At 44.5% G+C, this 24,298-nt stretch carries 23 protein-coding genes; 6 read left to right on the top strand and 17 right to left on the bottom strand.

Annotated features, from left to right (window positions below; genetic code table 11):
- Positions 1–2 precede the first annotated feature (2 nt).
- Together lptB and recJ are read right to left on the bottom strand one after the other, a co-directional pair.
- Complete coding sequence (gene lptB / locus P2W76_RS00555) at positions 3–737, bottom strand: LPS export ABC transporter ATP-binding protein (RefSeq protein ID WP_276345485.1); 735 nt, start codon at positions 735–737, stop codon at positions 3–5.
- Between the two features lie 12 nt (positions 738–749).
- Positions 750–2,459: a single-stranded-DNA-specific exonuclease RecJ gene (gene recJ / locus P2W76_RS00550; RefSeq protein ID WP_276346069.1), complete on the bottom strand. Its 1,710-nt coding sequence runs from the start codon at positions 2,457–2,459 to the stop codon at positions 750–752.
- A gap of 56 nt (positions 2,460–2,515) precedes the next feature.
- On the opposite strand from recJ, the gene P2W76_RS00545 reads away from it, so the two are divergent.
- Positions 2,516–3,280 (top strand): MBL fold metallo-hydrolase, encoded by a 765-nt coding sequence (locus P2W76_RS00545; RefSeq protein ID WP_276345484.1) that lies wholly within the window; start codon positions 2,516–2,518, stop codon positions 3,278–3,280.
- Positions 3,281–3,408: 128 nt separating this feature from the next.
- Here P2W76_RS00545 and P2W76_RS00540 read toward each other — a convergent pair whose 3' ends face one another.
- The 6 genes from P2W76_RS00540 to ahcY all read right to left on the bottom strand — a co-directional run bounded on the left by P2W76_RS00540 (position 3,409) and on the right by ahcY (position 12,915).
- A complete protein-coding gene (locus tag P2W76_RS00540) occupies positions 3,409–3,990 on the bottom strand; it encodes a YceI family protein (protein ID WP_276345483.1) in 582 nt (193 codons plus the stop codon).
- Positions 3,991–4,099: 109 nt separating this feature from the next.
- Positions 4,100–6,322 carry an ABC transporter substrate-binding protein gene (locus P2W76_RS00535; protein ID WP_276345482.1) on the bottom strand — a complete coding sequence of 741 codons (2,223 nt, stop codon included), beginning with the start codon at positions 6,320–6,322 and terminating at the stop codon, positions 4,100–4,102.
- A gap of 206 nt (positions 6,323–6,528) precedes the next feature.
- The gene (gene gcvP / locus P2W76_RS00530) at positions 6,529–9,411 is read right to left on the bottom strand and encodes an aminomethyl-transferring glycine dehydrogenase (RefSeq protein ID WP_276345481.1); all 2,883 of its coding nucleotides are present in this window, start codon (positions 9,409–9,411) and stop codon (positions 6,529–6,531) included.
- A gap of 142 nt (positions 9,412–9,553) precedes the next feature.
- Entirely contained in the window at positions 9,554–10,111 is a 558-nt protein-coding gene (locus P2W76_RS00525) for a hypothetical protein (RefSeq protein ID WP_276345480.1), read from the bottom strand.
- Positions 10,112–10,208: 97 nt separating this feature from the next.
- A complete protein-coding gene (locus tag P2W76_RS00520) occupies positions 10,209–10,928 on the bottom strand; it encodes a pyridoxine 5'-phosphate synthase (RefSeq protein WP_276345479.1) in 720 nt (239 codons plus the stop codon).
- A 670-nt stretch (positions 10,929–11,598) separates the two neighbouring features.
- Positions 11,599–12,915 (bottom strand): adenosylhomocysteinase, encoded by a 1,317-nt coding sequence (ahcY, locus tag P2W76_RS00515; protein WP_276345478.1) that lies wholly within the window; start codon positions 12,913–12,915, stop codon positions 11,599–11,601.
- A 401-nt stretch (positions 12,916–13,316) separates the two neighbouring features.
- On the opposite strand from ahcY, the gene P2W76_RS00510 reads away from it, so the two are divergent.
- Positions 13,317–13,727 carry a BrxA/BrxB family bacilliredoxin gene (locus P2W76_RS00510; protein WP_276345477.1) on the top strand — a complete coding sequence of 137 codons (411 nt, stop codon included), beginning with the start codon at positions 13,317–13,319 and terminating at the stop codon, positions 13,725–13,727.
- Between the two features lie 154 nt (positions 13,728–13,881).
- On the opposite strand, the gene cdaA is transcribed toward P2W76_RS00510, so the two are convergent.
- Together cdaA and folP are read right to left on the bottom strand one after the other, a co-directional pair.
- A complete protein-coding gene (cdaA, locus tag P2W76_RS00505; RefSeq protein ID WP_276345476.1) occupies positions 13,882–14,673 on the bottom strand; it encodes a diadenylate cyclase CdaA in 792 nt (263 codons plus the stop codon).
- Positions 14,674–14,778: 105 nt separating this feature from the next.
- Positions 14,779–15,633: a dihydropteroate synthase gene (gene folP / locus P2W76_RS00500; RefSeq protein WP_276345475.1), complete on the bottom strand. Its 855-nt coding sequence runs from the start codon at positions 15,631–15,633 to the stop codon at positions 14,779–14,781.
- Positions 15,634–15,687: 54 nt separating this feature from the next.
- Between folP and P2W76_RS00495 the strand changes: the two genes are divergently transcribed.
- The 3 genes from P2W76_RS00495 to P2W76_RS00485 all read left to right on the top strand — a co-directional run bounded on the left by P2W76_RS00495 (position 15,688) and on the right by P2W76_RS00485 (position 17,969).
- Entirely contained in the window at positions 15,688–16,224 is a 537-nt protein-coding gene (locus P2W76_RS00495; protein ID WP_276345474.1) for a DUF1599 domain-containing protein, read from the top strand.
- 1 nt (position 16,225) lies between these two features.
- A complete protein-coding gene (locus P2W76_RS00490; protein WP_276345473.1) occupies positions 16,226–17,389 on the top strand; it encodes a BT_3928 family protein in 1,164 nt (387 codons plus the stop codon).
- 67 nt (positions 17,390–17,456) lie between these two features.
- On the top strand, positions 17,457–17,969 hold the full coding sequence (locus tag P2W76_RS00485; RefSeq protein ID WP_276345472.1) for a shikimate kinase: 513 nt from the start codon (positions 17,457–17,459) through the stop codon (positions 17,967–17,969).
- A gap of 25 nt (positions 17,970–17,994) precedes the next feature.
- Here P2W76_RS00485 and P2W76_RS00480 read toward each other — a convergent pair whose 3' ends face one another.
- The 7 genes from P2W76_RS00480 to kbl form a co-directional block, all read right to left on the bottom strand.
- Entirely contained in the window at positions 17,995–18,504 is a 510-nt protein-coding gene (locus tag P2W76_RS00480) for a phosphoribosyltransferase family protein (protein ID WP_276345471.1), read from the bottom strand.
- Positions 18,505–18,686: 182 nt separating this feature from the next.
- Positions 18,687–19,079, bottom strand: coding sequence for a hypothetical protein (locus tag P2W76_RS00475; protein ID WP_276345470.1), 393 nt, complete (start codon positions 19,077–19,079; stop codon positions 18,687–18,689).
- 7 nt (positions 19,080–19,086) lie between these two features.
- On the bottom strand, positions 19,087–20,514 hold the full coding sequence (gene rlmD, locus P2W76_RS00470) for a 23S rRNA (uracil(1939)-C(5))-methyltransferase RlmD (RefSeq protein WP_276345469.1): 1,428 nt from the start codon (positions 20,512–20,514) through the stop codon (positions 19,087–19,089).
- A gap of 302 nt (positions 20,515–20,816) precedes the next feature.
- The gene (locus tag P2W76_RS00465) at positions 20,817–21,392 is read right to left on the bottom strand and encodes a TetR/AcrR family transcriptional regulator (RefSeq protein WP_276345467.1); all 576 of its coding nucleotides are present in this window, start codon (positions 21,390–21,392) and stop codon (positions 20,817–20,819) included.
- A 1-nt stretch (position 21,393) separates the two neighbouring features.
- Entirely contained in the window at positions 21,394–21,816 is a 423-nt protein-coding gene (locus tag P2W76_RS00460) for a hypothetical protein (protein WP_276345466.1), read from the bottom strand.
- Positions 21,816–22,850 (bottom strand): phenylalanine--tRNA ligase subunit alpha, encoded by a 1,035-nt coding sequence (gene pheS, locus P2W76_RS00455; protein WP_276345465.1) that lies wholly within the window; start codon positions 22,848–22,850, stop codon positions 21,816–21,818. The genes P2W76_RS00460 and pheS overlap by 1 nt, the downstream gene beginning before the upstream one ends.
- A gap of 43 nt (positions 22,851–22,893) precedes the next feature.
- Entirely contained in the window at positions 22,894–24,090 is a 1,197-nt protein-coding gene (kbl, locus tag P2W76_RS00450; RefSeq protein ID WP_276345464.1) for a glycine C-acetyltransferase, read from the bottom strand.
- 69 nt (positions 24,091–24,159) lie between these two features.
- Here kbl and P2W76_RS00445 point away from each other — a divergent pair, with 69 nt between their 5' ends.
- Positions 24,160–24,294: a hypothetical protein gene (locus P2W76_RS00445; protein WP_276345463.1), complete on the top strand. Its 135-nt coding sequence runs from the start codon at positions 24,160–24,162 to the stop codon at positions 24,292–24,294.
- Positions 24,295–24,298 lie beyond the last annotated feature (4 nt).

Genomic DNA, 24,298 nt, shown 5'->3' with positions numbered 1-24,298 from the left:
TCTTAGATTTTCTTTTTACGCAACTCAAAGTTCTGGCCAAGGTAGAATTTCCTGGCCATCTCGTTACTTGCGATTTCTACAGGGGTTCCTGTAAGCATGATCTTTCCTTCGGCCAGCAGGTAGGCCCTGTCGGTTATTGAAAGGGTTTCCTGTACGTTGTGGTCGGTTATCAGGATTCCGATATTTCTCAGTTTAAGCTTGGCTACAATGCTTTGTATCTCTTCCACAGCAATGGGATCGACGCCGGCAAATGGTTCATCAAGAAGAATGAAGTTTGGGTCGGCGGCAAGCGCCCTGGCGATTTCTGTCCGCCGCCTTTCACCCCCCGACAGGAGGTCGCCGCGGTTCTTCCTTACCTTATGCAGGCTGAACTCATCAATTAATTGCTCCAGTTTATCGGCCTGCTCGGTTTTACTGAGCTTGCCCATCTCAAGGACGGCTTTGATATTATCCTCAACCGTGAGTTTTCTGAATACAGAGGCTTCCTGTGCGAGGTAGCCGATCCCTTTCTGCGCTCTGCGGTACATCGGGTCTTCTGTTATGTTTGCATCATCCAGATAGACGTTGCCCTCGTTGGGCTTGATAAGACCGACGATCATATAAAAAGAAGTGGTTTTCCCGGCACCATTCGGGCCGAGTAGTCCCACAATTTCACCCTGCGATACGTGGAAAGATACATCGTTAACAACAGTACGCTGCTTATATTTTTTTACCAGGTGTTCAGCTTTTAAGATCATTTCTTTGAGAAGCTAAGCTGTTTGTAGTGTACGAATGCCTTTAATATTCAACTGCAATGATGTTTTATCCATCCAGGTGTTCTCCTCGATGGTATAGCAAATGTCAAACGGTATACCACTGTTTATCAAAGGTAAGTGGTCGCCGAGGCCAAATCCTATACAGTTAAAAAATGTCTGTTTATCCTGACGTATGGTCATCTTTAAATGCTTTCCGCCAACGGTAGAAGCGGAGCCGTAAGTATAGACATTTCTGCTAAGAAATATGGGCGCCATATTTTGCGGGCCGAAAGGTTCAAATTGTTTTAATATGCGATAGAATTTCGGGTCGATACTGCTGAGCTCGATTTCAGCATCAATAGATATGGCCTGAACCAGCAGCTCATCCGGGATGCTTCGGGAAACTACTTCCTCGAACCGTTGCTGAAATGCCGGAATGTTTTCAGTCTTCATGGTTAGTCCGGCAGCATATTTATGCCCGCCAAACTGCTCGAGCAGGTCACTGCATTCTGATAATGCTTCATACAGATCAAACCCTAATACGGAACGGGCTGATCCTGCGGCATGGCCATTGGAAAGGGTCATTACGATCGTCGGCCGGTAATATTTTTCCGTTAGCCGGGATGCGACTATCCCAATAACCCCTTTATGCCATTCCTGGTTATACACTACGGTGGTCTTGCGGCTGATCAGTTGAGGATCAGCGGCGATCAATGCCAGGGCCTGTTCGGTAATAGTGCTGTCATGCTCCTTGCGCTCAGTGTTTTTTATGTTGATGACCTGGCCTTTTTCAAGGGCTATTTCTTCTGTCTCGGCTATCAGCAGGTTCACGGCGTGTTTTGCGTCGTCGATACGGCCGGCGGCATTGATACGCGGACCTATTGTAAAGACAACGTCAGTGATGGTGAAGTTCTCCCTCCGGCCGGACAAGTTCATCAATGCAGAGAGACCCTTGCAGGGATCGTCATTTAATTTTTTCAAGCCATACCAGGCAAGCACCCGGTTTTCACCTGTTACGGGAACGATGTCTGAGGCAATGCTAACTGCTACCAGGTCCAGATAGCAGAAAATATCACTGAGCGGAATGTTATTTTTTTGGGAATAAGCCTGTATAAGCTTAAACCCGATACCGCAGCCTGACAGTTCTTTATAAGGATACTCACAATCAGCCCGTTTAGGATCGAGGACTGCAAAGGCAGCAGGAAGGGTATCGCCAGGCAGGTGATGGTCGCAAATGATAAAATCAATACCCATGCTATTTGCGTAATCAATTTTATCAATGGATTTTATTCCGCAGTCCAGCGCGATGATCAAGGTAAATCCATGTTCGCTGGCATAATCTATGCCCTGAGAAGATATCCCATAGCCTTCTTTATACCTGTCTGGAATATAAAAATCTATCGCTGAGTGATACTTTTTAAAAAAGCTATAAACGAGTGCAACAGAGGTGGTTCCATCTACATCGTAATCGCCGTAAACCAGGATATTTTCATGATTGGCAATAGCGGTCTCTATACGGGCTACGGCAAGGTCCATATCCTTCATTCCGAAGGGGTCATGAAGATGTTCGAGGGTCGGCCTGAAGAAGTCCCGGGCTTTTTCAAAGCTGTTTACTCCTCTGCCAACAAGAAGCCTTGCCAAAACAGCATCAATTTTGAGAGCTTGCCGAAGCTCTTCAATCTCAGCAAGATCCTGAACCTTCTGCTCCACCCACCTTTTTTGCATATCTTTGACCTGGTAAGCCGTAAAAATAGAATTTAACCTCATAAAATACAAAGACATTGGAAGCTTTAGCCTTATACGAAGGATCATATTCGGTAGATAGCTCGAAAACATTTTTACCTTTCGACCGTGAAATACACAATCCTAAAGACCGGCCTGGCTCTCTGTTTATTTACGTTCAGCCTTTCCTTGTAAAGACCAAAAAGGACCTGATCGTTTTGGATGCGGGACTTGGATTCCGGAACGATGAGAACGAGCTAATAATCCACAGCAATATCCGTAAGGCCGGTTTTGACCCGGACGATGTAAGCCTCGTTTTGATGTCGCATCTACATTTTGACCATTCGGGAGGGATGATAGATCAAACCGGAAACAGTATATCCCTGAGCTTCCCGAATGCAGAATATGTCATCCAACGGGGCGAGTGGGAAGCGGCTTATAGCAAGCCTTCAAGGTCATATAAAACTGAGATATTTGACTTTCTTCAGCGCAGCGGTAGTGTACACTTTGTAGAAGGGAACGGTAAACTGAATGATGAAATATCGTATGAGCTTACTGGTGGGCACAGTGAATTTCACCAGGTTTTTCTTATCGAAGAAGATAATCAGACAGTCTTTTTCGGCGGTGATATTTTACCTGAGCCTGAACAACTTCTTCGCAAGTTCATGGCTAAATATGACTTCGACGGCAGGCGTGCAATGGAGCTGAGAGAAGAATACGGAATAAAGGCAGCCGAAGGTAATTGGGACTGCCTGTTCTACCACGCAAAATCTAAAGCAATTGCGAAAGTTGGGTATGAGGGGGAGGGGTTTAGGATACTGTAATTGGATCAAGGAACAAAGAGCAAAGAATAAAGACCGGTAACATACCCGGCGTGAAACAAGTAGCAAAAGACGAGAAATACCTATCCGACCTGCAGTCCTTGTTCTTTGCTCTTTGTTCCTTATTCTATTTATTTCTTCGCTACCAAATTAATATTCAGTTCAAACTCATCATCTACAGCTCTGTCGCCGATGTCAAGGAAGAAAGTCTTTGACCTGAACTTAATGTCATATTTTGTGCGGTCTACACGGATTCCATTGGCTACTGCTACTATTATATCTTTCTGTTGTTTCACGGTAGCCGGGAATGATATTGGTTGACTAATACCTTTAATTGTCAGGTTCCCTGCGATATTTACCCTGTCTGCACCTGCAGCTGTTACCTTGGTGATCTCAAATTTTGAATTCGGGTTTTTCTCAGCTGCAAAGAAATCGTCAGACTTCAAATGCGTTGTAACACGGGCATTATCTGATGTAATGCTAGACATGTTTATCAAAAAGGTTCCTTTTGTTAAGGCCTTGCCATTAGCTACCAGGGTGCCCGAAGTTATTTTAATGGTGCCGGCATGACCGCCGCCGACTTTCTTTGCGGTCCATTCGATCGTAGACTTTTCCGTATCGACTGTATAAGTCACGTCTTTGACTGGCTTGTCGAACGACATAAAAGCTACCATTCCTGCCAGGATACTTAGAGTTAAAAAGATTTTCTTCATTGTATTTATTAAAAGATTTGTAAACAAGTTATCGTATAAATATATTCTAAAAATATACAGATGTTGATGTGATATAAGTCTGTCACTGATATATTACGGCCAGATATATTTACGGGCGTGCCGACTTGCTGAAAGAAACTTTGAACGTTGTGCCGACATCCGGCATACTATCCACCTCTATTTTTCCGTCGAGCGATTCAATTTGTGATTTTATGATGTATAAGCCCAGGCCCTTCCCGTCTATTTCGCTGTGGAAACGTTGATATAGCCCGAATATTTTATTTCCAAACTTGTTCATATTCATACCGATGCCGTTATCGCTAAAGTATAGGACGGTAAAATCCTTCTTTATACGTGTTTTTATAGTGATGACCAGCTTTCGTTTATCTGATCGGTATTTGATTGAGTTAGTTAGCAGGTTCAGCAAGATGCTATGGAGGAATCTTTTTGGGAAATAGATATTTTTTACTTCTGCGAAGTTTGTTTCAATGCGCGCTCCCGAATCACTCACCTGTTTTTCGATACTTCGTACAATCAGGTCAAGCTCTGCCTGTATGTTGAGGTTTTCCTTTAGCACATGGCTTCCGGATTTGCTTGCGACAATTTCTATTAGGTCATTTAAAGTAGAGTCGAGCTGCTGTACGCAATAATGGATCTTTTGGGTTATTTCTGCATTAAGCTCCGGTGTGAGTGCTTCTTCGGCCTGTATTTGTGTCAGGCTCATTAAGTTGACAACCGGCGCCCGGAGATTGTGGGAGGTGATATAAGCAAATTTCTCAAGCTCTGAATTGGTCTTCCTGAGCTCTTTGGTTATATCCTGTAATTCACGTTCCTTTTCCTTTACAAAATCGATATCGAGATGCGCGCCAATGAGGTTGCCAGCTGTTCCATCTTCTTTAAAGGCTAATATTTTGCTGAATGAAAGTATCCACTTCCATTGCCCGGCCTTAGTTTTTATACGGTAGGCGAGACTGCTGGCAGGCAATTTCCCGGCCAGTAATCCCCTCATATTTTCCCTTACGTTGTCGCTGTCTTCAGGGTGAACAAGTTCTAGCCATGACATCTCTTTTAGGAATCTATCGGGGTCGTAGCCGAGAGCCCTCACCCATTTCGGGTCATAATTAATTCCATTATTGTCCGGATTCCATTCCCAGATCCCGAGCCCGGCTGCTTCAATAGCAAGCTCAAGCCTTTGTTCGGCGTCCCTGCGGAAAATTATTTCCTTCTGAAGGTCCATGGTTTTTTTGTGAACTATCTTTCTTAACTGCCAGTTCCAGACGAGAGCTATGATGAACAGAGACGCTCCGATTGCGAGAGAATAAAGGAGAATGTCGAAGTACATTATTTTTTTATAGCCCAGTCCCGCGAAAAGAAGGCCTTCTATTGTGTCATTCTTTTTTGCCAGGCCTAGCTGCTTGTAGGTATCCAGCATGGCCTGCCATCTTCCGGGATTCATATGGACTATTTCCACCATGTCTGGTAAAATGAGTTTGTGCATCTCCTCAGCCTCATTCATCAAGTCGGCTTTAGTAAGCCCTCGCTCTTTTACCCCCGGAAGCGTTAAGATATAGTCTGCCATTTCGGAGGAATGCGACATGGCATACGCCCATCCTTTTAAACTGGCCTGGGTAAAGTTTTCGACCTTTGCCGTGTGTTTATCCGCGAACTCCCTGGTTGTGAAAAGGAGGTCGCCGTAGAAGTCTATCCCATAATCTATTGGCCTGATCAGGTTTATGCTTTGGCCCATTTTTCTGAACTGAAAAGGCTCGGCCGTGCTGTAGCCAGTGATTGCGTCAACTTTGCCATCGACAAGGTCATTGTTATTCCAGCTGTGCTCGATCAGTTGAATGCTTTTAATGGGAATGCCTTCGCGCAGAAATAGCGCCTGTAATAGCAGCCAGCCCTGATCGGGCGATGCCATTATTTTTTTTCCGGCAAGGTCGGTTGCAGAGTTGATCTTTTTATCTGCCATGGTGATAAAGACATATGGCGAATGCTGGAAGATCGCAGATAGCACAACCACAGGTTTTTTATCGATATGAAAACTTAAGATGTCCGATCCCGTGACACCGAAATCAGCCTTACCCTCCAGCACTGTTTTTACAGGAGGGTTTACTTCACTGCCCTCGAGCATCTGCACATTTAATCCGGCGTCCTTATAATATCCTTTTATCTGTGCAGCATAATAACCTGCAAATTGGAATTGGTGATGCCACTTTAGCCGGAGCCTCAATGTATCGTCCTGGGCATAGCTATTCGTGCAGAGCAAAAATATGCCGGCAAAAAAGAGAAAGTCGAGACGTTTGAATTTAGATAGCGTAATCAGCATCATGCAGCCGACAAATTTAGCTAAGATACTAATTTGTTACAATTGAATTAAGCGTTTGAAAATGTATCGGTTATATTCTTAAAAAGTGTGTTTTAGATCCCGTAATGAGTAGTGATTAAAAAAGGAAAACAATCCGGTAAAAGTGCAGAGGTTTTAAACTAAAAAAGGCTACGGAGTCCGCAGCCTTTTTTAGTTTAAATGCAAGAATACTAAGCCAGCTCTTCGGCGTAGCTCTCTATTGGCGGGCAGGCACAGATAAGTGTCCTGTCGCCGTGGGTATCATTGACTCTGCCAACCGATGGCCAGAATTTGTAGTCAGCGACATAAGGAAGCGGAAATGCAGCTTTTTGACGGCTATATGGATGATCCCAGGAATCTGAAGTTACCACAGCTGAAGTATGCGGTGCATTTTTTAACGGATTATCGACCTTATCAAAAATGCCGCTTTCCACTCCCTGAATCTCAGCGCGAATTGAAATCATCGCATCACAGAAACGGTCGAGTTCATGTTTGGGCTCCGACTCCGTTGGTTCGATCATTACTGTTCCAGCGACAGGGAAGGATACTGTGGGGGCATGGAAGCCGTAGTCCATAAGCCTTTTGGCGATATCTGTAACTTCAATACCGAAACCTTTAAATGAGCGGCAATCCAGGATCATTTCGTGGGCACAGCGGCCCCTGGTGCCTGAGTACAGTACCGGGTAATGTTTTTCCAGGCGGAATTTGATATAATTAGCGTTAAGTATAGCGTGTTTTGTAGCATTTGTCAATCCTTCGCCGCCCATCATCGCTATATAAGCGTGAGAAATAAGGAGAATAGATGCGGAACCCCAGGGGGCTGAAGATACAGCCGGAATAGATTTCTCATTGCCAATTTGAACCACCGGATGGCCTGGTAAATATGGAACCAGGTGTTTTGCAACACCAATCGGACCCATTCCGGGGCCACCACCACCATGCGGTATACAGAATGTTTTGTGAAGGTTAAGGTGACAAACATCAGCGCCGATGGTGGCGGGACTTGTTAAACCTACCTGGGCATTCATGTTTGCTCCGTCCATGTAAACCTGTCCGCCGTAGGCATGGATCGTTTCGCAGATCTCTATGATCGACTCCTCGAAAACACCGTGGGTAGAAGGATAGGTAACCATCAGGCAAGAAAGACTTGCTGCATGCTCGGCCGCTTTTGCTTTAAGGTCAGCCACGTCGATGTTTCCCTTGTCATCGCACTTAACGATGACAATCTTCATTCCAGCCATCGCTGCAGATGCAGGGTTAGTGCCGTGCGCTGAGGAAGGTATGAGAGCAACGGTACGTTGGAAATCACCTCTGTCCTGGTGATATGCACGGATAACCATTAAGCCCGCATACTCACCCTGGGCTCCCGCGTTTGGTTGTAAGCTCATAGCAGCGAAGCCGGTGATCTCACTTAGCCATTTGTTCAGTTCGTCAAAGATCTGCATGTATCCGCCGACCTGGTCTGAAGGTGCGAAAGGATGCATCTTGCTAAACTCTGCCGAGGTGACCGGCGCCATTTCGGTAGTTGCATTAAGTTTCATCGTACAGGAGCCTAAAGCTATCATCGAATGGCAAAGAGACAGGTCTTTAGCCTCAAGCGACTTGATATAGCGCAGCATTTCATGCTCTGAATGATGTGAGTTAAATACAGGATGGACCAGGTACGATGAAGTACGCTGGAGTTCTGTTGGAATATGTGATTGCAGATCTGCTCTCAGGTTATCGGTATCAACATCATGAAGGTTTTTGCCTTTTACCTTTGCAAAAAGACGAACCAGGGTTTGCACGTCGTTGAATGATGTTGTTTCATCAAGCGAGATGGTAACTACCGAGCCTTTATAATTCAGGTTAACTTCGTTATTCAAAGCTTCTGCGTGAATTGGATTTACCAGGTCGCCCAGATTAAACTTTAAAGTGTCGAAGAAGAATTCATTTTCCTGTTTAAAGCCGAGGCTTTCGAGTGAATCCTTAAGAAGAACGGCCAATCCATGAATGCGCTCTGCGATGAGTTTGATTCCGGCAGGACCGTGATAAACGGCATACATCCCAGCCATGATCGCCAGGAGCGCCTGTGCAGTACAGATGTTCGATGTAGCCTTATCTCTCCTGATGTGCTGCTCTCTCGTTTGCAGTGCCATACGCAAAGCGTAATTTCCTGCATTATCAATAGACACCCCAATGATCCGTCCCGGCATCGAGCGCTTATATTCGTCTTTTGTCGCAAAGAATGCAGCGTGCGGACCACCAAAGCCCATCGGTATACCAAAACGCTGGGTTGAGCCGACAACAATATCAGCACCCCATTCTCCGGGGGGAGTTAACAGGCTCAATGCCATGATATCTGCTACAACCGTCAGCTTGATTCCTTTCTCATGGCCCTTTGATGCAAAGGCAGAATAATTATAAACCTCCCCGCTGCCTGCCGGGTATTGAACAATCGCACCGAACATAGACTCGTTAAGTTCAACGGTCCGGTGATCGCCGATCAGAATTTTAATCCCATAAGGAGCTGAACGCGTTTTTAAGATATCTATAGTTTGAGGTAGAACCTCTTCAGAGACAAAGAACACATTTGCTTCAGGGTTGTTGCGAAGGCTGTACTGCATAAACATTGCCTCCCCGGCGGCGGTGCCTTCATCCAGCAGAGATGCATTGGCGATCTCCATCCCGGTAAGGTCGACCACCATCGTCTGGAAATTCAATAGGGCCTGCAGACGTCCCTGTGCTATTTCTGCCTGGTACGGAGTGTATTGGGTATACCATCCTGGATTTTCAAGGATGTTTCTTTGAATAACTCCAGGAACGATGACGTCGTTATAGCCCTGGCCAATGTAAGATCTAAAGACCTTATTTTTTGAAGCAGTAACTTTCAGATCATTCAGGTAATCGAATTCACTTTTGGCATCTGGAAGGGATAAAGGGTTCTTTAACCGGATATTCGCTGGTACAGTTTCTGCAATCAGTTCGTCCAAAGAACCTATGCCGATCATTTCGAGCATTTTTGCGGTGTCATCGCCGTTTGGAGCAATGTGTCGCTGCTCAAATTTTTCCTGATAATCTATGTTAAGCTTCATTAAATGAGTGGGATATTGGTTGCGCAAAAGTACGGATTTTCCCGATTATTTTTTGCTGCTAAGCCTATCAATGAGCTTTTTTAAACGCCAAAACCGCAAAGGTTTGCGCTAAGGTCGCGAAGCAGGTAGGAAAGCTTTTATGCTAGTTAATCTCCCAGCTGTTATCTTTTTTTAGTTTCAGCTTGTAGGTTTTGGTAATAAAGTCGCTATTGGAATCTTTATTCATGAAGGGGTAGAATTCTGTCTTTTCCTTTTTTAGCGAAACCGTGGCTTTAGCAGTCTTATTGTTCGATTTAACGAAGTTTACCGGCTTGCTATCGTCCAGGATGTAGTTCAGGGCTTTGACTGTGGCACGGTCTTTCCCTTGTTCGAGTACCAGAGGTGCGGCTTTTTCGGTTAGTGTAACACGGTATACATACGTGCTGTCTTTTGAAAGGAATACTTTTTTCTTTTCGTCAAGTTCCATTTTTATGAAACCACTGTTTCCCAGCTCCTCGTAGTTGTTCAGATCTTCCCGGTCCTTTCTGCTGTGGAACTTTAACTCGCCGAACCTGAATGTAGCTGTTTTATATTCCGGATTGCTCTCGAGGTATTCTGTTATCACCTCTGAAGCATCGTCCTGGTTGATAGATGTTTCGTTTTTACAAGCCGTAAATGCCGTTAAGAGTGATACTATTAAAATTGAAAGTGGTTTCTTCATGGTCAAAGTCAATTTATGAATGTGTTATTTGCACGCGATGTGGAGCAATCAGTTATGCTGCCCGAAATGGCGATGCTCATATCTCATATCTCAAAGCTCATAGCGTTAATTGTCTAAGATACATCTGGATTGTATTTTCCAGACCTAAATATAAAGCATCTGAAATTAATGCATGCCCTATGCTTACTTCCAATAATCCTGGGATCTGTTGGGCGAAATATTTCAAATTATGGAGATCAAGATCGTGTCCGGCGTTAAGCCCAAGCCCAAGCTCGGCTGCAAGGTTCGAGGCTTCAATGTAAGGTTTAATAGCCGCTTCTTTCCCTGAATGATATTGCGATGCATAAGCTTCCGTGTAAAGCTCAATGCGGTCCGTTCCTGTACTGGCAGCGGCTTCTACCATTTTATTGTCCGGGTCCACAAAGATTGAAACACGGATCCCTGCAGATTGAAACTTTGCAATAATATCCTTGAGATATCCCTGATGTTTAATAGTATCCCAGCCGTGATTTGACGTGAGCTGGCCTTCAGCATCTGGCACGAGAGTTACCTGAGCCGGTTTGTTTGCCAGAACGAGATCAACGAACTTCTGTTCAGTAGGATTACCCTCGATGTTGAACTCTGTTTTGATCACAGCTTTTAGATCAAAGACATCCTGGTAACGGATGTGCCTTTCGTCGGGGCGGGGGTGAACGGTTATGCCCTGGGCACCGAAACGTTCACAATCTAATGCGACTTTGACCAGGTCTGGGTTGTTGCCGCCACGGGAATTGCGGAGGGTTGCGATTTTATTGATATTGACGGATAGATGTGCCATAGTGTTTATAAGAAGCACTAAATATGAATTTAGCAGCTATTTCAAAGATAGATAAATTGTGATAAACTGTCCCAAGTGATGAGCACAGGCTTTTACAAAATAAACGGGGGCGGCAGCAGTAGCTTTTGCCAGATGTGATTTTATTGTTTTAAGAGGAATGGGAAGCAAAACTACTGCAGAGCACCCGGCTGGCGGAACCGAATGGTGCAGGCCATTGCTTTCCAAAAAAAATGCTATGTATATTTCCAATGGCCCCTCCGCCCAAGCGGACAGCTCCCCTTGGCAGGCTATCGTGTACCTACAATTTATATTTTTAATTCAATGCAATGACCCGGAACGGGTCAAATGTTTATAGAACATTTTTCTAGCCCGAAACCCCGACCCCGAAGGTGGTCGCATGTAACAAAACGACATATGCGACCACCTTCGGGGTCGACAAATCATTATTAATGCTTCCCTATAAACATTCGACCACCTTCGGGGTTAGCCTGGCGCATGATTTATACGAGATAAGTTGTAGATACACGATAGCTTGGCAGGGGAGCGAAGACGTACCTATCGTAGCATCTTTAACAACATACCCGACAATAAAAAAACCCTTCCGAAATAATCGAAAGGGTTTTTATACTTAGCCGCCGGTAATATCTGACTCCAGACCTCCGAGCTCAGTTTAGTACCTGTACGTATCCGCTTTGAACGGGCCTTCAACCGGCACACCAATATAATCTGCCTGGTGCTGATCCAGTTCTTCAAGTTCAACGCCAATCTTAGCCAGGTGTAAACGCGCTACTTTCTCGTCTAAATATTTAGGAAGAACGTAAACTTTGTTCTCATACTTATCTGTGTTAGTCCAAAGTTCCAGCTGAGCCAAAGTTTGATTCGTAAAGGAGTTAGACATTACGAAAGACGGGTGACCAGTTGCGCAGCCTAAGTTTACCAAACGGCCTTCTGCAAGGATGATGATATCTTTACCGTTGATGGTGTATTTATCAACCTGTGGTTTGATCTCTACTTTTGTGTTACCATAGTTAGAGTTTAACCAGGCCATATCGATTTCGTTATCGAAGTGGCCGATATTACAAACGATAGCTTTGTCTTTTAAAGCAAGGAAATGCTCGCCGCGAACGATATCACAGTTACCGGTAGTTGTTACCACGATGTCAGCTTCTTTAACAGCAGTCGCCAACTTTTTAACTTCATAACCTTCCATTGCCGCTTGTAACGCACAGATGGGGTCAATTTCAGTAACGATTACACGAACGCCCTGTGAGCTTAAAGATTCAGCAGAACCTTTACCAACATCGCCATATCCGCAAACAACAGCTACTTTACCAGCCATCATTACGTCAGTCGCACGGCGGATCGCGTCAACAAGTGATTCGCGGCATCCGTATTTGTTATCGAATTTGGATTTTGTGACCGAGTCGTTCACGTTGATCGCAGGCAAGTGCAATGTTCCGTTCTTCATACGCTCGTATAAGCGGTGAACACCGGTAGTGGTTTCTTCAGAAAGACCTTTGATCCCGGCAATAAGCTCAGGGAACCTGTCGAATACCATATTAGTTAAATCGCCGCCATCATCAAGGATCATGTTCAATGGCTTGCGGTCTGGCCCGAAATGTAAAGTTTGCTCGATACACCAGTCAAATTCCTCCTCGTTAAGACCTTTCCAGGCATAAACCTGGATGCCCGCAGCAGCAATTGCAGCAGCGGCGTGATCCTGAGTTGAGAAAATGTTACATGATGACCAGGTAACTTCGGCACCCAGGGCAGTCAATGTTTCAATTAATACTGCAGTCTGGATGGTCATGTGCAAACATCCTGCGATGCGTGCGCCTTTTAAAGGCTGTGACGGACCGTACTCCTCGCGAAGTGCCATTAAGCCTGGCATTTCTGCTTCGGCTAATCCGATCTCTTTGCGTCCCCATTCTGCAAGGGAGATGTCCTTAACTTTGTAAGGTACATAAGTTGTCTCTACTGATGACATAGTTTGTTGTTTAAATACGCATCTAACGCATTGATTAATAAATCGATTATTGTTTCTTACCAGTACGTAAGAAATAGTTTGCAAAGGTAAGGGATAGGGTTGTTAATTCAAAAAGTTGAAAGTTGAAAGTGGAGAGATGCGAGGTGAATTGGGAAATGAGGAGCCATAGTGATAACCAACAAACCAAGGGATTAAGAGAAAGAGTCTGTTTCAATGATAACGGGGCAGTTAAGCTGCACGCTGCCGGGCAGGTACGAAAGCGTTAGCTCCGCGTTGGGAAATGACGTACTGCCTATAACTCATTTCGTAATTTAAACGTCAAAACCATCTTCCCATGCATCACTATCATCTGCAAATACTTAACTTTGTAATTGAATTTAGAGAACGTTAATAATTAAGATATGTATCCAGAATATTTAGTTGCACCGATGCGCCAGGAACTGGTTAATGCAGGCTTTCAGGACTTAAGGACTCCCGAAGAAGTAGATCAGGCCATAAAATCAGAGGGAACGGTGCTGGTAATGGTTAATTCTGTTTGCGGTTGCGCTGCTGCAAACGCCCGTCCGGCGGCTAAAATGTCGACCTCTTTCGAGAAGCATCCTGATAAATTCGTAACTGTGTTTGCAGGAATGGAAAAAGATGCTGTTGATAAGGCGAGAGCTCATATGCTGCCTTTCCCTCCATCTTCTCCGGCAATTGCTTTGTTTAAAGATGGTAAGCTGGTTCACATGATCGAGCGCCATCAGATTGAAGGTCGTCCTGCACAAATGATCGCAGATAATCTGAATCAGGCTTTTGATCAGTACTGCTAATTAGAAAAATATTGTCTGAAAGGAAATCCGTCAGTGATGACGGATTTTTTTTGGGTTGCTTCGCTCCGCTCGCAATGACAGCCGTAGATGAAGTAAGGATTAGGCGTTAGGTACGGTTCCTCAGACTTCCGACATTCAGTCCTCAGCTCCCCGGTTAAAAATCCTTGTTTAACAACTTCTCTAATTCTCCCAAACTCATTTTCATTTTAACCCTTCCCTGCTTGGCGTAAGAGATCTCGCCGGTTTCTTCAGAGACGATTACCGCAACAGCATCACTGCTTTCTGAGATCCCGATCCCGGCGCGGTGACGTAAACCGAATTGGGGGGGCAGCTTATCATTTTCGGTAAGGGGAAGGATGCTGCTGGCACATTTGATCTTATTCTCCGAAATGATCACTGCACCATCATGCAGCGGGCTGTTCTTTTGAAATATACTTTCCAGCAGGCGTTTTGAAATGCGTGCATCAATGATCTCCCCGCTGTTCTGATAATATTGTTCATCATAATACTTCGCAAAAATGATCAATGCGCCGGTCCGGCTTTTCTGCATGCTTTTGCATGCGTCAATTATTGGCTTGATGCGGGCTGAATTATTCTTTTCAATTTCCTTGCGGCCGAACAGGAACGACCACCATGCCTTATTTTTTTGAAGCGAGGCATTTCGCCCGATCAGCAGCAGGAACCGCCGGATCTCCTGCTGGAAAACCACGATCAGGGCGATAAAACCTATTTGAACAAATCCATCGAGGATCTCCGTGAGAAGCTGCATATGAGCTTGCCTGACGACCAGGTAAACTGCATAGATGATCACTAATCCCAGCAGGATATTAAGCGCTATTGTTCCACGGATGAGGTTGTAAACGTAATAGATGATAAGTGCAACGAGGATGATATCAATAATGTCCAGCAATCGCAGGTCAAGAAAACTGAAATCAAATCCTTCCATGATTTAAAAGTAAAGATAAAATATGATTTAGTTGCTTTGCTTCGCTCGCAATGACAAACATCATATAAATGTGCGTCATTGCGAGGAGGCACGGCGGAGTAACAATTAACTCACCTTTTCAAAAATCTCAATAGCCTCGCGGGCTGCTTTTACATCGTGCACCCGCAATATATTTGCGCCTTTCATCAGGGCAATGGTGTTGGCCGCGACTGTTCCGTTAAGCGCACTTTCCGCATCGGTGCCAAGTGTTTTATAGATCATTGATTTCCGAGAGAGGCCGGCGAGTACGGGGTGCCCGGTGATCTTTAACTGGTCAAGATTCTTCAGCAGTTCAAAACTGTGCTCAGTTTTTTTTGCAAAACCAAAGCCCGGATCAACAATTATATCCACTATCCCCAAATGTTTCAGCTGATCGATCTTTACCGAAAAATAATGGCAGACTTCAGTCATAAGGTCGTCGTATTCCGCCATCGAGGCCATTGTTTGGGGAGTACCTTTCATGTGCATCAATATATAAGGCACATGCAAGGAAGCCACAGCTTGAAACATTTCTTTGTCCATTTCACCGCCCGAAATATCATTCACGATATGAGCCCCTTCATTAATAGCAGCTCGTGCAATTCCGGACCGGAACGTATCTATCGAGAGAACGGCATCAGGAAATTCTTCGACGATAGCCTTCACTACGGGGATCAGCCGTGTGTGCTCTTCGTCTTCACTAATATGACCGGCCGAAGGGCGGGAAGAATATGCACCGATGTCCAGGATATGTGCCCCTTCGGATAAAAGTTCTCCCGCTTTTTTGATCGCATCCGTAAGGTTATTATTTCTGCCCCCATCATAAAATGAATCGGGTGTAAGGTTCAGGATCCCCATAATTTTAGGCGCGGAAAGATCCATCAGCCTGCCCCGAATATTTAACGATAATTTTTGCTGAAAAACTGTATTTTTATCCGCCATGTAATGGCAAAATACCGATTAATTAGTCGTTCTAACAAATAAAAAATCATCCACTTGGCTAAAAATACATCATCCGAATACGATGCAGTGATCAGAGTTTGCAGGGAGCTTTTCATCAAAAAGACCAATGACTACGGCACTGCATGGCGCATTCTCAGAATATCTTCAATAACTGATCAGATCTTTATCAAGGCACAGCGTATCCGCACCCTCGAGGAAAAGAAAATCTCCAAGGTAGGAGAGGATATCACTTCCGAATATATTGGTATTGTTAACTATTGTATCATCGCGATGATGCAACTTGAACTGACTGATGATAGCCGGACAGAGTTGCCTGCCCATGAGATTGAAGGATATTTTGATAAGATGGTGAACGAAACAAAAGAGCTGATGTTTGCCAAAAATCACGACTACGGCGAGGCATGGCGGGATATGCGTATCAGCTCCTTAACAGACCTGATACTTATGAAGATATTAAGGGTCAAGCAAATCGAAGATAATTCAGGGCAGACCCTGGCATCGGAAGGGGTAAGGGCTAATTACCAGGATATGTTGAACTATTCGGTGTTTGCGCTGATAAAGCTGGGGTAGGATGGGAAGCGGGAAGAATATAGCATTAACTATCAGCAGGACAATAGTCGGTTTGCTTTTTATTTTTTCGGGGCTTATAAAGGCGAATGATCCGTTGGGTTTTGGATATAAGCTCCAGGAATATTTTGAGGTTTTCCATATTAGTTTCTTAAATGACTATGCTCCTGCAATAGCGATATTACTATGTACGCTTGAAATTGTGCTGGGTGCCCTGCTTCTTTTGGGTTTTTGGGCAAATAAAGTTGCATGGGGATTATTGCTTCTTATTATTTTCTTTACCTTCCTGACATTCTATTCAGCATTTTTTGAAGTAGTTACCTCCTGCGGTTGCTTTGGAGATGCGATTCCTTTAAGCCCATGGCAGTCGTTCGGCAAAGATATCGTCCTTTTGGCGCTGATCCTCGTTATCTTTCGTTACCGGGGGGAAATAACATCCTTGATCTCGGGCCAGAAGTCAATGCAGTGGATCTCCGGAGCAGTAATTTTACTTTCCCTTGGCTTTGGTCTTTATACCTATAATTTTCTTCCTATCCTGGATTTTCTTCCTTATAAGATCGGGAATAACATCCCATCTCTTATGGTCGTTCCGCCGGGAGCACCGTTGGATGTGTATGAGATAACCTATACTTTGAAAAATAAGAAGTCGGGCGAAGAAAAGAAGTTGACAGATAAAGAATATATTAGTACGGAGATATGGAAGGACAACAGCTGGGCGATAGTGGGCGACCCGGTGAACCGGCTTGTTAAAAAGGGGTACGATGTTAAAATTAAGGATCTGAAGATCACCGATAGCCAGGGCACAGACTATAATAAGGAAATTCTTGAGAATCCGTACTACAATCTGATGGTTGTTGCTTACGATCTGTCAAAAGCTAACAGGAATGGCATTGGGGATTTGAATGCACTGGCTATCAATGCAGCGGAGAATTATAATATCCGAACCGTTCTTCTTACCTCCAATTCTGCTCAAAGTGCGGACGAATTCAGCGATCAGAATAAGCTGGTGATGGAAATTTTCTTTGCTGACGGCATCCCACTGAAAAGTATGGTCAGGTCGAACCCGGGCCTGCTGCTTCTTAAGAACGGAACTGTTGTAAATAAGTGGCATTTTCATAATTTGCCATCTTATGACGAGCTGGTCGCCGAGTATTTTCAAAACAATTAAGACGGTTATACATTTATAGGATACCCCGGGGTTGATATTCCCTGGGAAATCAACGTGAAGAGAATTTATGAAAGTGTTCCTGATTGGATTTATGGGCAGTGGCAAGACCACCATAGGTAAAAAGCTGGCCAACTATTTAAAGTACGATTTTATTGACCTGGATAAGTTTATTGAGGCCAGAGCCGGAATGACCATTGTAGAATATTTCGCGGCACATGGCGAAGCGGCATTCCGGGAGATGGAGAGTGAAGTTCTTCAGAAGACCGATTACCCCGAAAATGTGATCATTGCCACAGGCGGCGGGACGCCATGCTATAGCAACAATATGGAGTGGATGAACGAGCATGGGAAAGTAGCCTACCTTTCCTTGCCGCCCAAAGCTCTTGCCAGCCGGCTGGAAAACTCAACCGCCGACCGTCCCCTGATCAGGAACCTTAAGGGGGATGATCTTGTCGATTTTATTACAGAGAAGCTAAAGGAAAGAGAAGTTTTTTATAACCAGTCTAAATGTGTGATCAGTGCAAGCGACCTTACCGCTGAACGACTGGCATATTATTTGAATTTGGGTTTTGAGGTATGAGGCGTTTCCAACTCCATTATTATCTTTAGCTCAAATAAACTGCATCCGGTTCGGACTTTACGCCCATCACCACATCCACGTGCTCTTTCAGGATAGTAGCCAGCTCAAGGCCGGTGTAGTCAGGCGATACAGGGAAGATGCGGTGATTGCGGTCAACCAATACGAGGGTGCGTAGTTTCTTGAGCGGGATGTCCAGGAAAACCCCAAGGCCGTAAGCCAGAGTCCTGCCGCTGTTCAGTACATCATCCACCAGGATAACGACTTTATTGGATGCTTTAACCACTTCAATATCTGTTATGGCCTGAAGATGTGTGCTGTTTTTATCCAGTTCGATCTTCATTAAGGTAACTTTGATCGGGGAGATCGATTCGAGAGCCTTTTTGATGTGCTTAGCTATGGTATATCCTTTATCTACAATGCCGGCCACTATGATCTCAGTCTCATTCAGATTATCTTCCAGGATCTGATAAGCCATCCGCTCAATCTTTTGCTGGATCTGTTTTTTGTCGAGTATTATTAATTTCTTTTCAGCCATTTCGCTCAAATTTCGTTTGAAAATACATGTTTTCCAAGACACCCCGCAGCTTAATTAAATATTTTACCCGGAGATGTAACGGCGGTCACGTCGGGCGCGTGTTAGTTATGTTTGAACACGAGATCCGTCAGGATCTGAGCAGGGTATGCTCGCCAGGTGAGGCATACAGGTACTTTGGTGGCTTATTGGTAAGGGAAGAACACAAAATTTGCTCCTTCAGGAACAATGACAAACACACACATGTAAGCATAAGGGTCTTTGTATTGTTTAAGGAACTTTTCCTGTTTGTCGGGCAGGATGAGGCCTTTCTCTGCAAACTCTTCCATGGTTGAAGCATGGATGCTCCAGTCAGTATTCAGGTCATTCTTGTCGAGTATAACCTCTCCCAGCCTTACCTCATGCTGATGTGCAACAAAAATGGGATAGGCTGATATCCCTTCCGTCATAATTTCAACCGCGACTTCTTTTAGTGATTCGTTATAGAATTTAAGATCGGTTTCAAGGCTTTTAAGAGGGCTTTCCTTCTTTTGCTCTCCATTAGTACCTTCCGGATTTAACAGGTCTTTTATATCCATAATGTGTTTATTGTTTAGCCGACAGGTTTTTGTTGAGCCTTAATAACGCGACATTTTCAACATGCTGGGTATGCGGGAACATGTCGACCGGCCTGATCCTGACTACATCGTATTTTTCTTTAAGAAGGGAAATATCTCTCGCCTGGGTGGCTGCATTACAACTTACATATACAATTTTATCAGCTTCCATCTCCAGCAGGCGGGTAACCACATCCTGATGCATACCAGCGCGTGGCGGATCTGTTATAACCACATCCGGTTTACCATGAGCGGCTATAAATTCCGCATTGAGGATATCCTTCATGTCGCCTGCGAAGAAGACCGTATTATCTATTTGGTTTATCTGCGAATTGATCTTTGCATCTTCGATAGCTGTAGGCACATATTCAATTCCGACAACTCTTTTGACATCCCTGGCAACGAAATTGGCGATCGTTCCGGCGCCGGTGTAAAGATCATAAACAAGTTCATCTCCTTTAAAACCTGCAAAATCCTTAGTGATCTTATAAAGCTCAAATGCCTGCTCAGAGTTAGTCTGGTAGAACGACTTTGGCCCTATCTTGAATTTTAAGCCATCCATATTCTCGAAAATATAATCAGGTCCGGAGTAAATATAGATGTCCTGATCAAATATGGTATCGTTCTTTTTCTGGTTAACTATATAAAGCAGCGAGGTGATTCCAGGAAATTCGGTTTTGAGAAATTCCATCAGGCCCTCTATCTGCCCCTCCGCGGGATAGGCAAACACTACAATCACCATCAGTTCTCCAATACTGGAAGTGCGGATGATCAGATTCCGTAGCGCACCTTCGTGATTGCGCAAGTTATAGAATGAAATACTATTGGCAAGCGCGTAGTCGCGGATCCTGTTCCTGATATCATTTGAGGGGTCGGCCTGAAGATGGCAATGTTCAATGTCGAGGATCTTATCAAACCGGCCGGGAATGTGGTAACCGAGAGCATTCATTTCTATACTTTCACCATTCCGCATATCCTCGTCTGTTAGCCAGCGCTTATCCGAAAAGGTGTATTCCAGCTTATTGCGGTAATAACGGGAGGCTTTAGATCCAAGGATAGTTTCCATTCCTGGTACATCGGCCTTAGCAAGCCGTTGCAACGCATCGCTCACGCTCTTTTGCTTAAACTGTAACTGGGATTCGTATGTTAAGTGCTGCCATTTGCACCCACCGCATACACCGAAATGCTGGCAGAAGGGATCAGTCCGGTGTTCCGAAGGCCTCACTAAGGCGGAGATCCTGCCTTCAAAGAACTTCTTCTTGCGCTTTATGAGCTCCACGTCGACGAGGTCGCCGGGTACGGCTTTGTCAATAAATATTACAAGATCATCTGATTTTCCTACGCCCTTGCCTTCTTCAGCAATATCTATTACCTCAATGTTTTGCAAGAACTTTTTATCTGCCGGCACTTTTTTCATGAGCGGCAAAATTACGGAAATTTATTGGTACGAGGTATCAGGTATGAGTGGCGTAATAAATCTTACAGTCCCTCAGAAATCAAATAGCTCATCAATCAAAATAGAAATCTCTAAAGTCTCTTTGCTCATGGCTTTTGTATGCTTATTGTTACAAATATAACATAATTATACTAAAAACTAAATCGGTATCAATAGTTTCCAGCTAGTACGTTTTCAGCTGGTACGTTTTTATCTCATATCTCATATCTCATATCTCATATCTGATACCTCATACCTGATACCTGATACCTGGCGGCTGATACCTATTTCACAGCTGCTTTAACCAGATATGGAAGGATCTCCTTCTGGAAAGAGATGAAATTTTTCCTGACGTCAGAATCACTTACGGAAGTAAAGGCGAAAGAGAATACAATGCTTTTACTTGCTTTAATCAGAAAACGCAGGCGTTCGATATAATCATCAGCTTCAAAGAGTTTAATTTCATTGAAGGAGTGGATAAGGAGGTCCTCGAGGTCGTCGGAGAGTGATTTAAGGAATTCCTGGGAGTTAGCAGATTCGCGTATAAATTCCCAGCCGATAAACTCGTTACAAACAGTATAAGAGAGGCGGCTGGTCTTTAAGATGATGCTGCTTAAATAAGCTTCCTGATCCAGGTCTTCCGACGGGTTATGAATGATCTCATGAACACTATGCTGGATGTATTCCATTAAGATGGCTTGTAACAGTAACTCTTTGCTTTCGAAGTATTTATAGATGGTTGCTTTAGCGATCTTCGCCCGCTTAGCGATTTCATTGACACTGGTTTTATGGTAGCCGTATTTTCTAAACAGGTCCTGAGCTGCTTTTTTTATACTTTCCTTTATTTTATCGACTTCCATTTTAGTTTGTTACCGTGAGGCCAAAATTAGTAATTATTACACGATATTCTTTTAACCCTCTTTTGGCAGGCGCTTTAACGGGTGATCCGTCGGTTAAAGAAAATTTCGCACCGCTGCAGGGGTCTGTTGCGGTGAGGTTTAGATCATCAGGCACCACCGCGCATGCTTGCTCGGGATTTACTGAACTGCAGCGGTCGAATGCCACATAGCTATTATATGATCCTTTGTAGATGATCAGACCGGCAACTCCTCCGCCGGCATTTCGATTCACCAACAATAGACCGTTAGTGCTCGCAGTTTTTATACTAAATTCCTGGTGGGTTATTTGGAAATTTACATAAGCATCAGGAATCCTGCCACCCTCGTCTTTAGAACAGGAGAGCAGTGTGCAGGAGATTAATATAAAAATCCATAATAATCTCATCAGATCATTTCTGATTGGAATTGTTTCAGGAAACGGATATCATTTTCTGAGAATAGACGAAGATCCTTTATCTGGTATTTCAGGTTTGTGATCCTTTCAATTCCCATCCCGAATGCGTATCCGGTATATTTTTTACTATCTATATTGCAGTTTTCCAAAACATTAGGATCAACCATTCCGCAGCCCAGGATCTCCACCCAGCCGCTGTGTTTACAGAACTGGCAGCCATCACCTTTACAGATAGTACAGGAAATGTCCATTTCTGCAGAGGGTTCGGTGAAAGGAAAATACGAGGGGCGGAACCTTACTTTAGTGCCCTCACCAAATAGCTCCTGCACGAAGTAGAATAGTGTTTGCTTAAGGTCAGCAAAAGATACATTCTCGTCGATATACAAACCCTCTACCTGGTGAAAAAAGCAGTGTGCCCGCGCAGATATTGCTTCGTTACGATACACCCGTCCGGGCATAATGGCTCTGAATGGCGGCTGTCCCGCTTCCATCATCCTAACCTGCACTGAGGAAGTGTGGGTGCGTAATGCGATATCACCGACCTCACTGTTCTTTTTTATAAAGAACGTATCCTGCATATCACGGGCCGGGTGTTCTTCGGGGAAGTTTAATGCAGAGAAATTATGCCAGTCGTCTTCGATCTCCGGTCCTTCGGCAACATGAAACCCAAGCTTATTGAAGATACCGATGATCTCCTTACGCACCAGCGAGAGCGGATGGCGGGATCCCAGCTCAAAGCCCTGCCCGGGAAGTGTAAGGTCCTGATCCGAGGCTTTATCCGGTCCTTGCGACCCGGTGCTGTCTTTAAGGTCCTGGTAGCGTGCTTCAGCAAACTGCTTGAATTCATTCAGCACTTTTCCAAGAACGCGTTTTTCCTCCGATGAAACGCTTTTAAACTCTTCAAAAAGATCCTTTATAATCCCCTTGGTGCCAAGGAACTTTATACGAAAGGATTCGAGTTCGCCGGCGTTCCGCGGTTGGAATACGCTTATCTCTTTAAGGTATTGATCGATCTTTTGCTGCATGTTAATTCTTATAATGATATACGGATATTTCCGTTCGAATGATTTATTTATCTTTTAAAACACCTAATTCCCTGCCAACCCTGGTAAAGGCTGCTATGGCTTTATCAAGATGCTCTCTATCATGGGCCGCCGATAGCTGTACCCGGATCCTTGCTTTTCCTTTCGGTACCACAGGGAAATAAAACCCGATGACGTAAATGCCTTCTTTAAGAAGCTTTGCTGCAAATTCCTGAGCAAGCGTTGCCTCATAGAGCATAATAGGAACAATCGGATGTAAACCCGGTTTAATATCGAAACCAGCTGCGGTCATTTTTTCACGGAAGTACTTCGTGTTTTCCTCCAGTTTATCGCGCAGGTTGGTAGTTTCACTAAGCATATCAAGCACGGCTATAGACGCACCAACTATGGATGGCGCAAGGGTGTTTGAGAATAAGTAAGGCCGTGATCGCTGGCGTAAGATATCAATAACTTCTTTTGGCCCGGAGGTGAAACCGCCGGAGGCGCCACCCAGGGCTTTACCCAGGGTGCCTGTAATAATATCAACGCGGCCCATCACGTTATGGTGTTCATGGGTGCCACGGCCGGTTTTTCCAAGAAAACCAGATGAGTGACATTCATCGATCATGACCAGGGCCTGGTATTTATCGGCAAGGTCACAGATCTTGTCCAATTGGGCGATAGTGCCGTCCATCGAAAAGGAACCGTCAGTTACGATAATGCGGTGGCGCAAATGCTGACTTTCCAGTAATTTAGCTTCCAGGTCGGCCATGTCATCATGTTCATAGCGATAGCGCTGTGCTTTACATAAACGCACTCCGTCAATAATTGACGCATGGTTAAGTGCGTCAGAGATGATAGCATCCTGTTCGTTAAATAAAGGTTCGAACACTCCGCCGTTGGCATCAAAGGCCGCCGCGTAAAGTATAGTGTCTTCCGTGCCCAGGAATTTAGAGATCTTCTCTTCCAGTTCTTTATGGATATCCTGGGTTCCGCAAATGAAGCGCACCGAAGACATCCCGAAACCATGTGAGTCGATAGCTTTTTTCGCTGCTTCTATGACCGCCGGGTGAGACGAAAGTCCCAGGTAATTATTCGCGCAGAAATTGATCACATCCTGCCCTCCCTGAACCCGGATATCAGCCCCTTGCGGAGAAGTTATTATCCGTTCACGTTTATACAAGCCCGCTTTTTCAATTTCTTCAAGCTCTTTTTCGAGTACCGGTTGCAGCGTTTTATACATAAAGGTTGCTTTTGAATATGCAAAATTAAGAATTCTGCAGACTTTAACCTGTCTTAACCAAACATCGGTATGTATAGAACTATAGCGAGGTATATCGGTCTGGAATATTTAAACTTCAGAGGAATGTATGGAATGTCGCATGTGGATGGCAGGCGGGTTAACACGGGGCAGGATTGCTTATGGGTTTTAATCAGCATAAATTAATAGG

The organism is Daejeonella sp. JGW-45 (assembly GCF_029360805.1).
GTDB lineage: Bacteria > Bacteroidota > Bacteroidia > Sphingobacteriales > Sphingobacteriaceae > Daejeonella.
The sequence above is the reverse complement of the archived record's forward strand: the minus strand, read 5'-3'. Positions and strand labels throughout refer to the sequence as shown.

What these genes read in the sequence shown, in the direction of transcription:
- lptB (WP_276345485.1), bottom strand. Translation starts at nt 737, where the DNA reads ATGATCTTAAAAGCTGAACACCTGGTAAAAAAATATAAGCAGCGTACT.
- recJ (WP_276346069.1), bottom strand. Translation starts at nt 2,459, where the DNA reads ATGCAAAAAAGGTGGGTGGAGCAGAAGGTTCAGGATCTTGCTGAGATT.
- P2W76_RS00540 (WP_276345483.1), bottom strand. Translation starts at nt 3,990, where the DNA reads ATGAAGAAAATCTTTTTAACTCTAAGTATCCTGGCAGGAATGGTAGCT.
- P2W76_RS00535 (WP_276345482.1), bottom strand. Translation starts at nt 6,322, where the DNA reads ATGATGCTGATTACGCTATCTAAATTCAAACGTCTCGACTTTCTCTTT.
- gcvP (WP_276345481.1), bottom strand. Translation starts at nt 9,411, where the DNA reads ATGAAGCTTAACATAGATTATCAGGAAAAATTTGAGCAGCGACACATT.
- P2W76_RS00525 (WP_276345480.1), bottom strand. Translation starts at nt 10,111, where the DNA reads ATGAAGAAACCACTTTCAATTTTAATAGTATCACTCTTAACGGCATTT.
- P2W76_RS00520 (WP_276345479.1), bottom strand. Translation starts at nt 10,928, where the DNA reads ATGGCACATCTATCCGTCAATATCAATAAAATCGCAACCCTCCGCAAT.
- ahcY (WP_276345478.1), bottom strand. Translation starts at nt 12,915, where the DNA reads ATGTCATCAGTAGAGACAACTTATGTACCTTACAAAGTTAAGGACATC.
- P2W76_RS00510 (WP_276345477.1), top strand. Translation starts at nt 13,317, where the DNA reads ATGTATCCAGAATATTTAGTTGCACCGATGCGCCAGGAACTGGTTAAT.
- cdaA (WP_276345476.1), bottom strand. Translation starts at nt 14,673, where the DNA reads ATGGAAGGATTTGATTTCAGTTTTCTTGACCTGCGATTGCTGGACATT.
- folP (WP_276345475.1), bottom strand. Translation starts at nt 15,633, where the DNA reads ATGGCGGATAAAAATACAGTTTTTCAGCAAAAATTATCGTTAAATATT.
- P2W76_RS00490 (WP_276345473.1), top strand. Translation starts at nt 16,226, where the DNA reads ATGGGAAGCGGGAAGAATATAGCATTAACTATCAGCAGGACAATAGTC.
- P2W76_RS00485 (WP_276345472.1), top strand. Translation starts at nt 17,457, where the DNA reads ATGAAAGTGTTCCTGATTGGATTTATGGGCAGTGGCAAGACCACCATA.
- P2W76_RS00480 (WP_276345471.1), bottom strand. Translation starts at nt 18,504, where the DNA reads ATGGCTGAAAAGAAATTAATAATACTCGACAAAAAACAGATCCAGCAA.
- P2W76_RS00475 (WP_276345470.1), bottom strand. Translation starts at nt 19,079, where the DNA reads ATGGATATAAAAGACCTGTTAAATCCGGAAGGTACTAATGGAGAGCAA.
- rlmD (WP_276345469.1), bottom strand. Translation starts at nt 20,514, where the DNA reads ATGAAAAAAGTGCCGGCAGATAAAAAGTTCTTGCAAAACATTGAGGTA.
- P2W76_RS00465 (WP_276345467.1), bottom strand. Translation starts at nt 21,392, where the DNA reads ATGGAAGTCGATAAAATAAAGGAAAGTATAAAAAAAGCAGCTCAGGAC.
- P2W76_RS00460 (WP_276345466.1), bottom strand. Translation starts at nt 21,816, where the DNA reads ATGAGATTATTATGGATTTTTATATTAATCTCCTGCACACTGCTCTCC.
- pheS (WP_276345465.1), bottom strand. Translation starts at nt 22,850, where the DNA reads ATGCAGCAAAAGATCGATCAATACCTTAAAGAGATAAGCGTATTCCAA.
- kbl (WP_276345464.1), bottom strand. Translation starts at nt 24,090, where the DNA reads ATGTATAAAACGCTGCAACCGGTACTCGAAAAAGAGCTTGAAGAAATT.
- P2W76_RS00445 (WP_276345463.1), top strand. Translation starts at nt 24,160, where the DNA reads ATGTATAGAACTATAGCGAGGTATATCGGTCTGGAATATTTAAACTTC.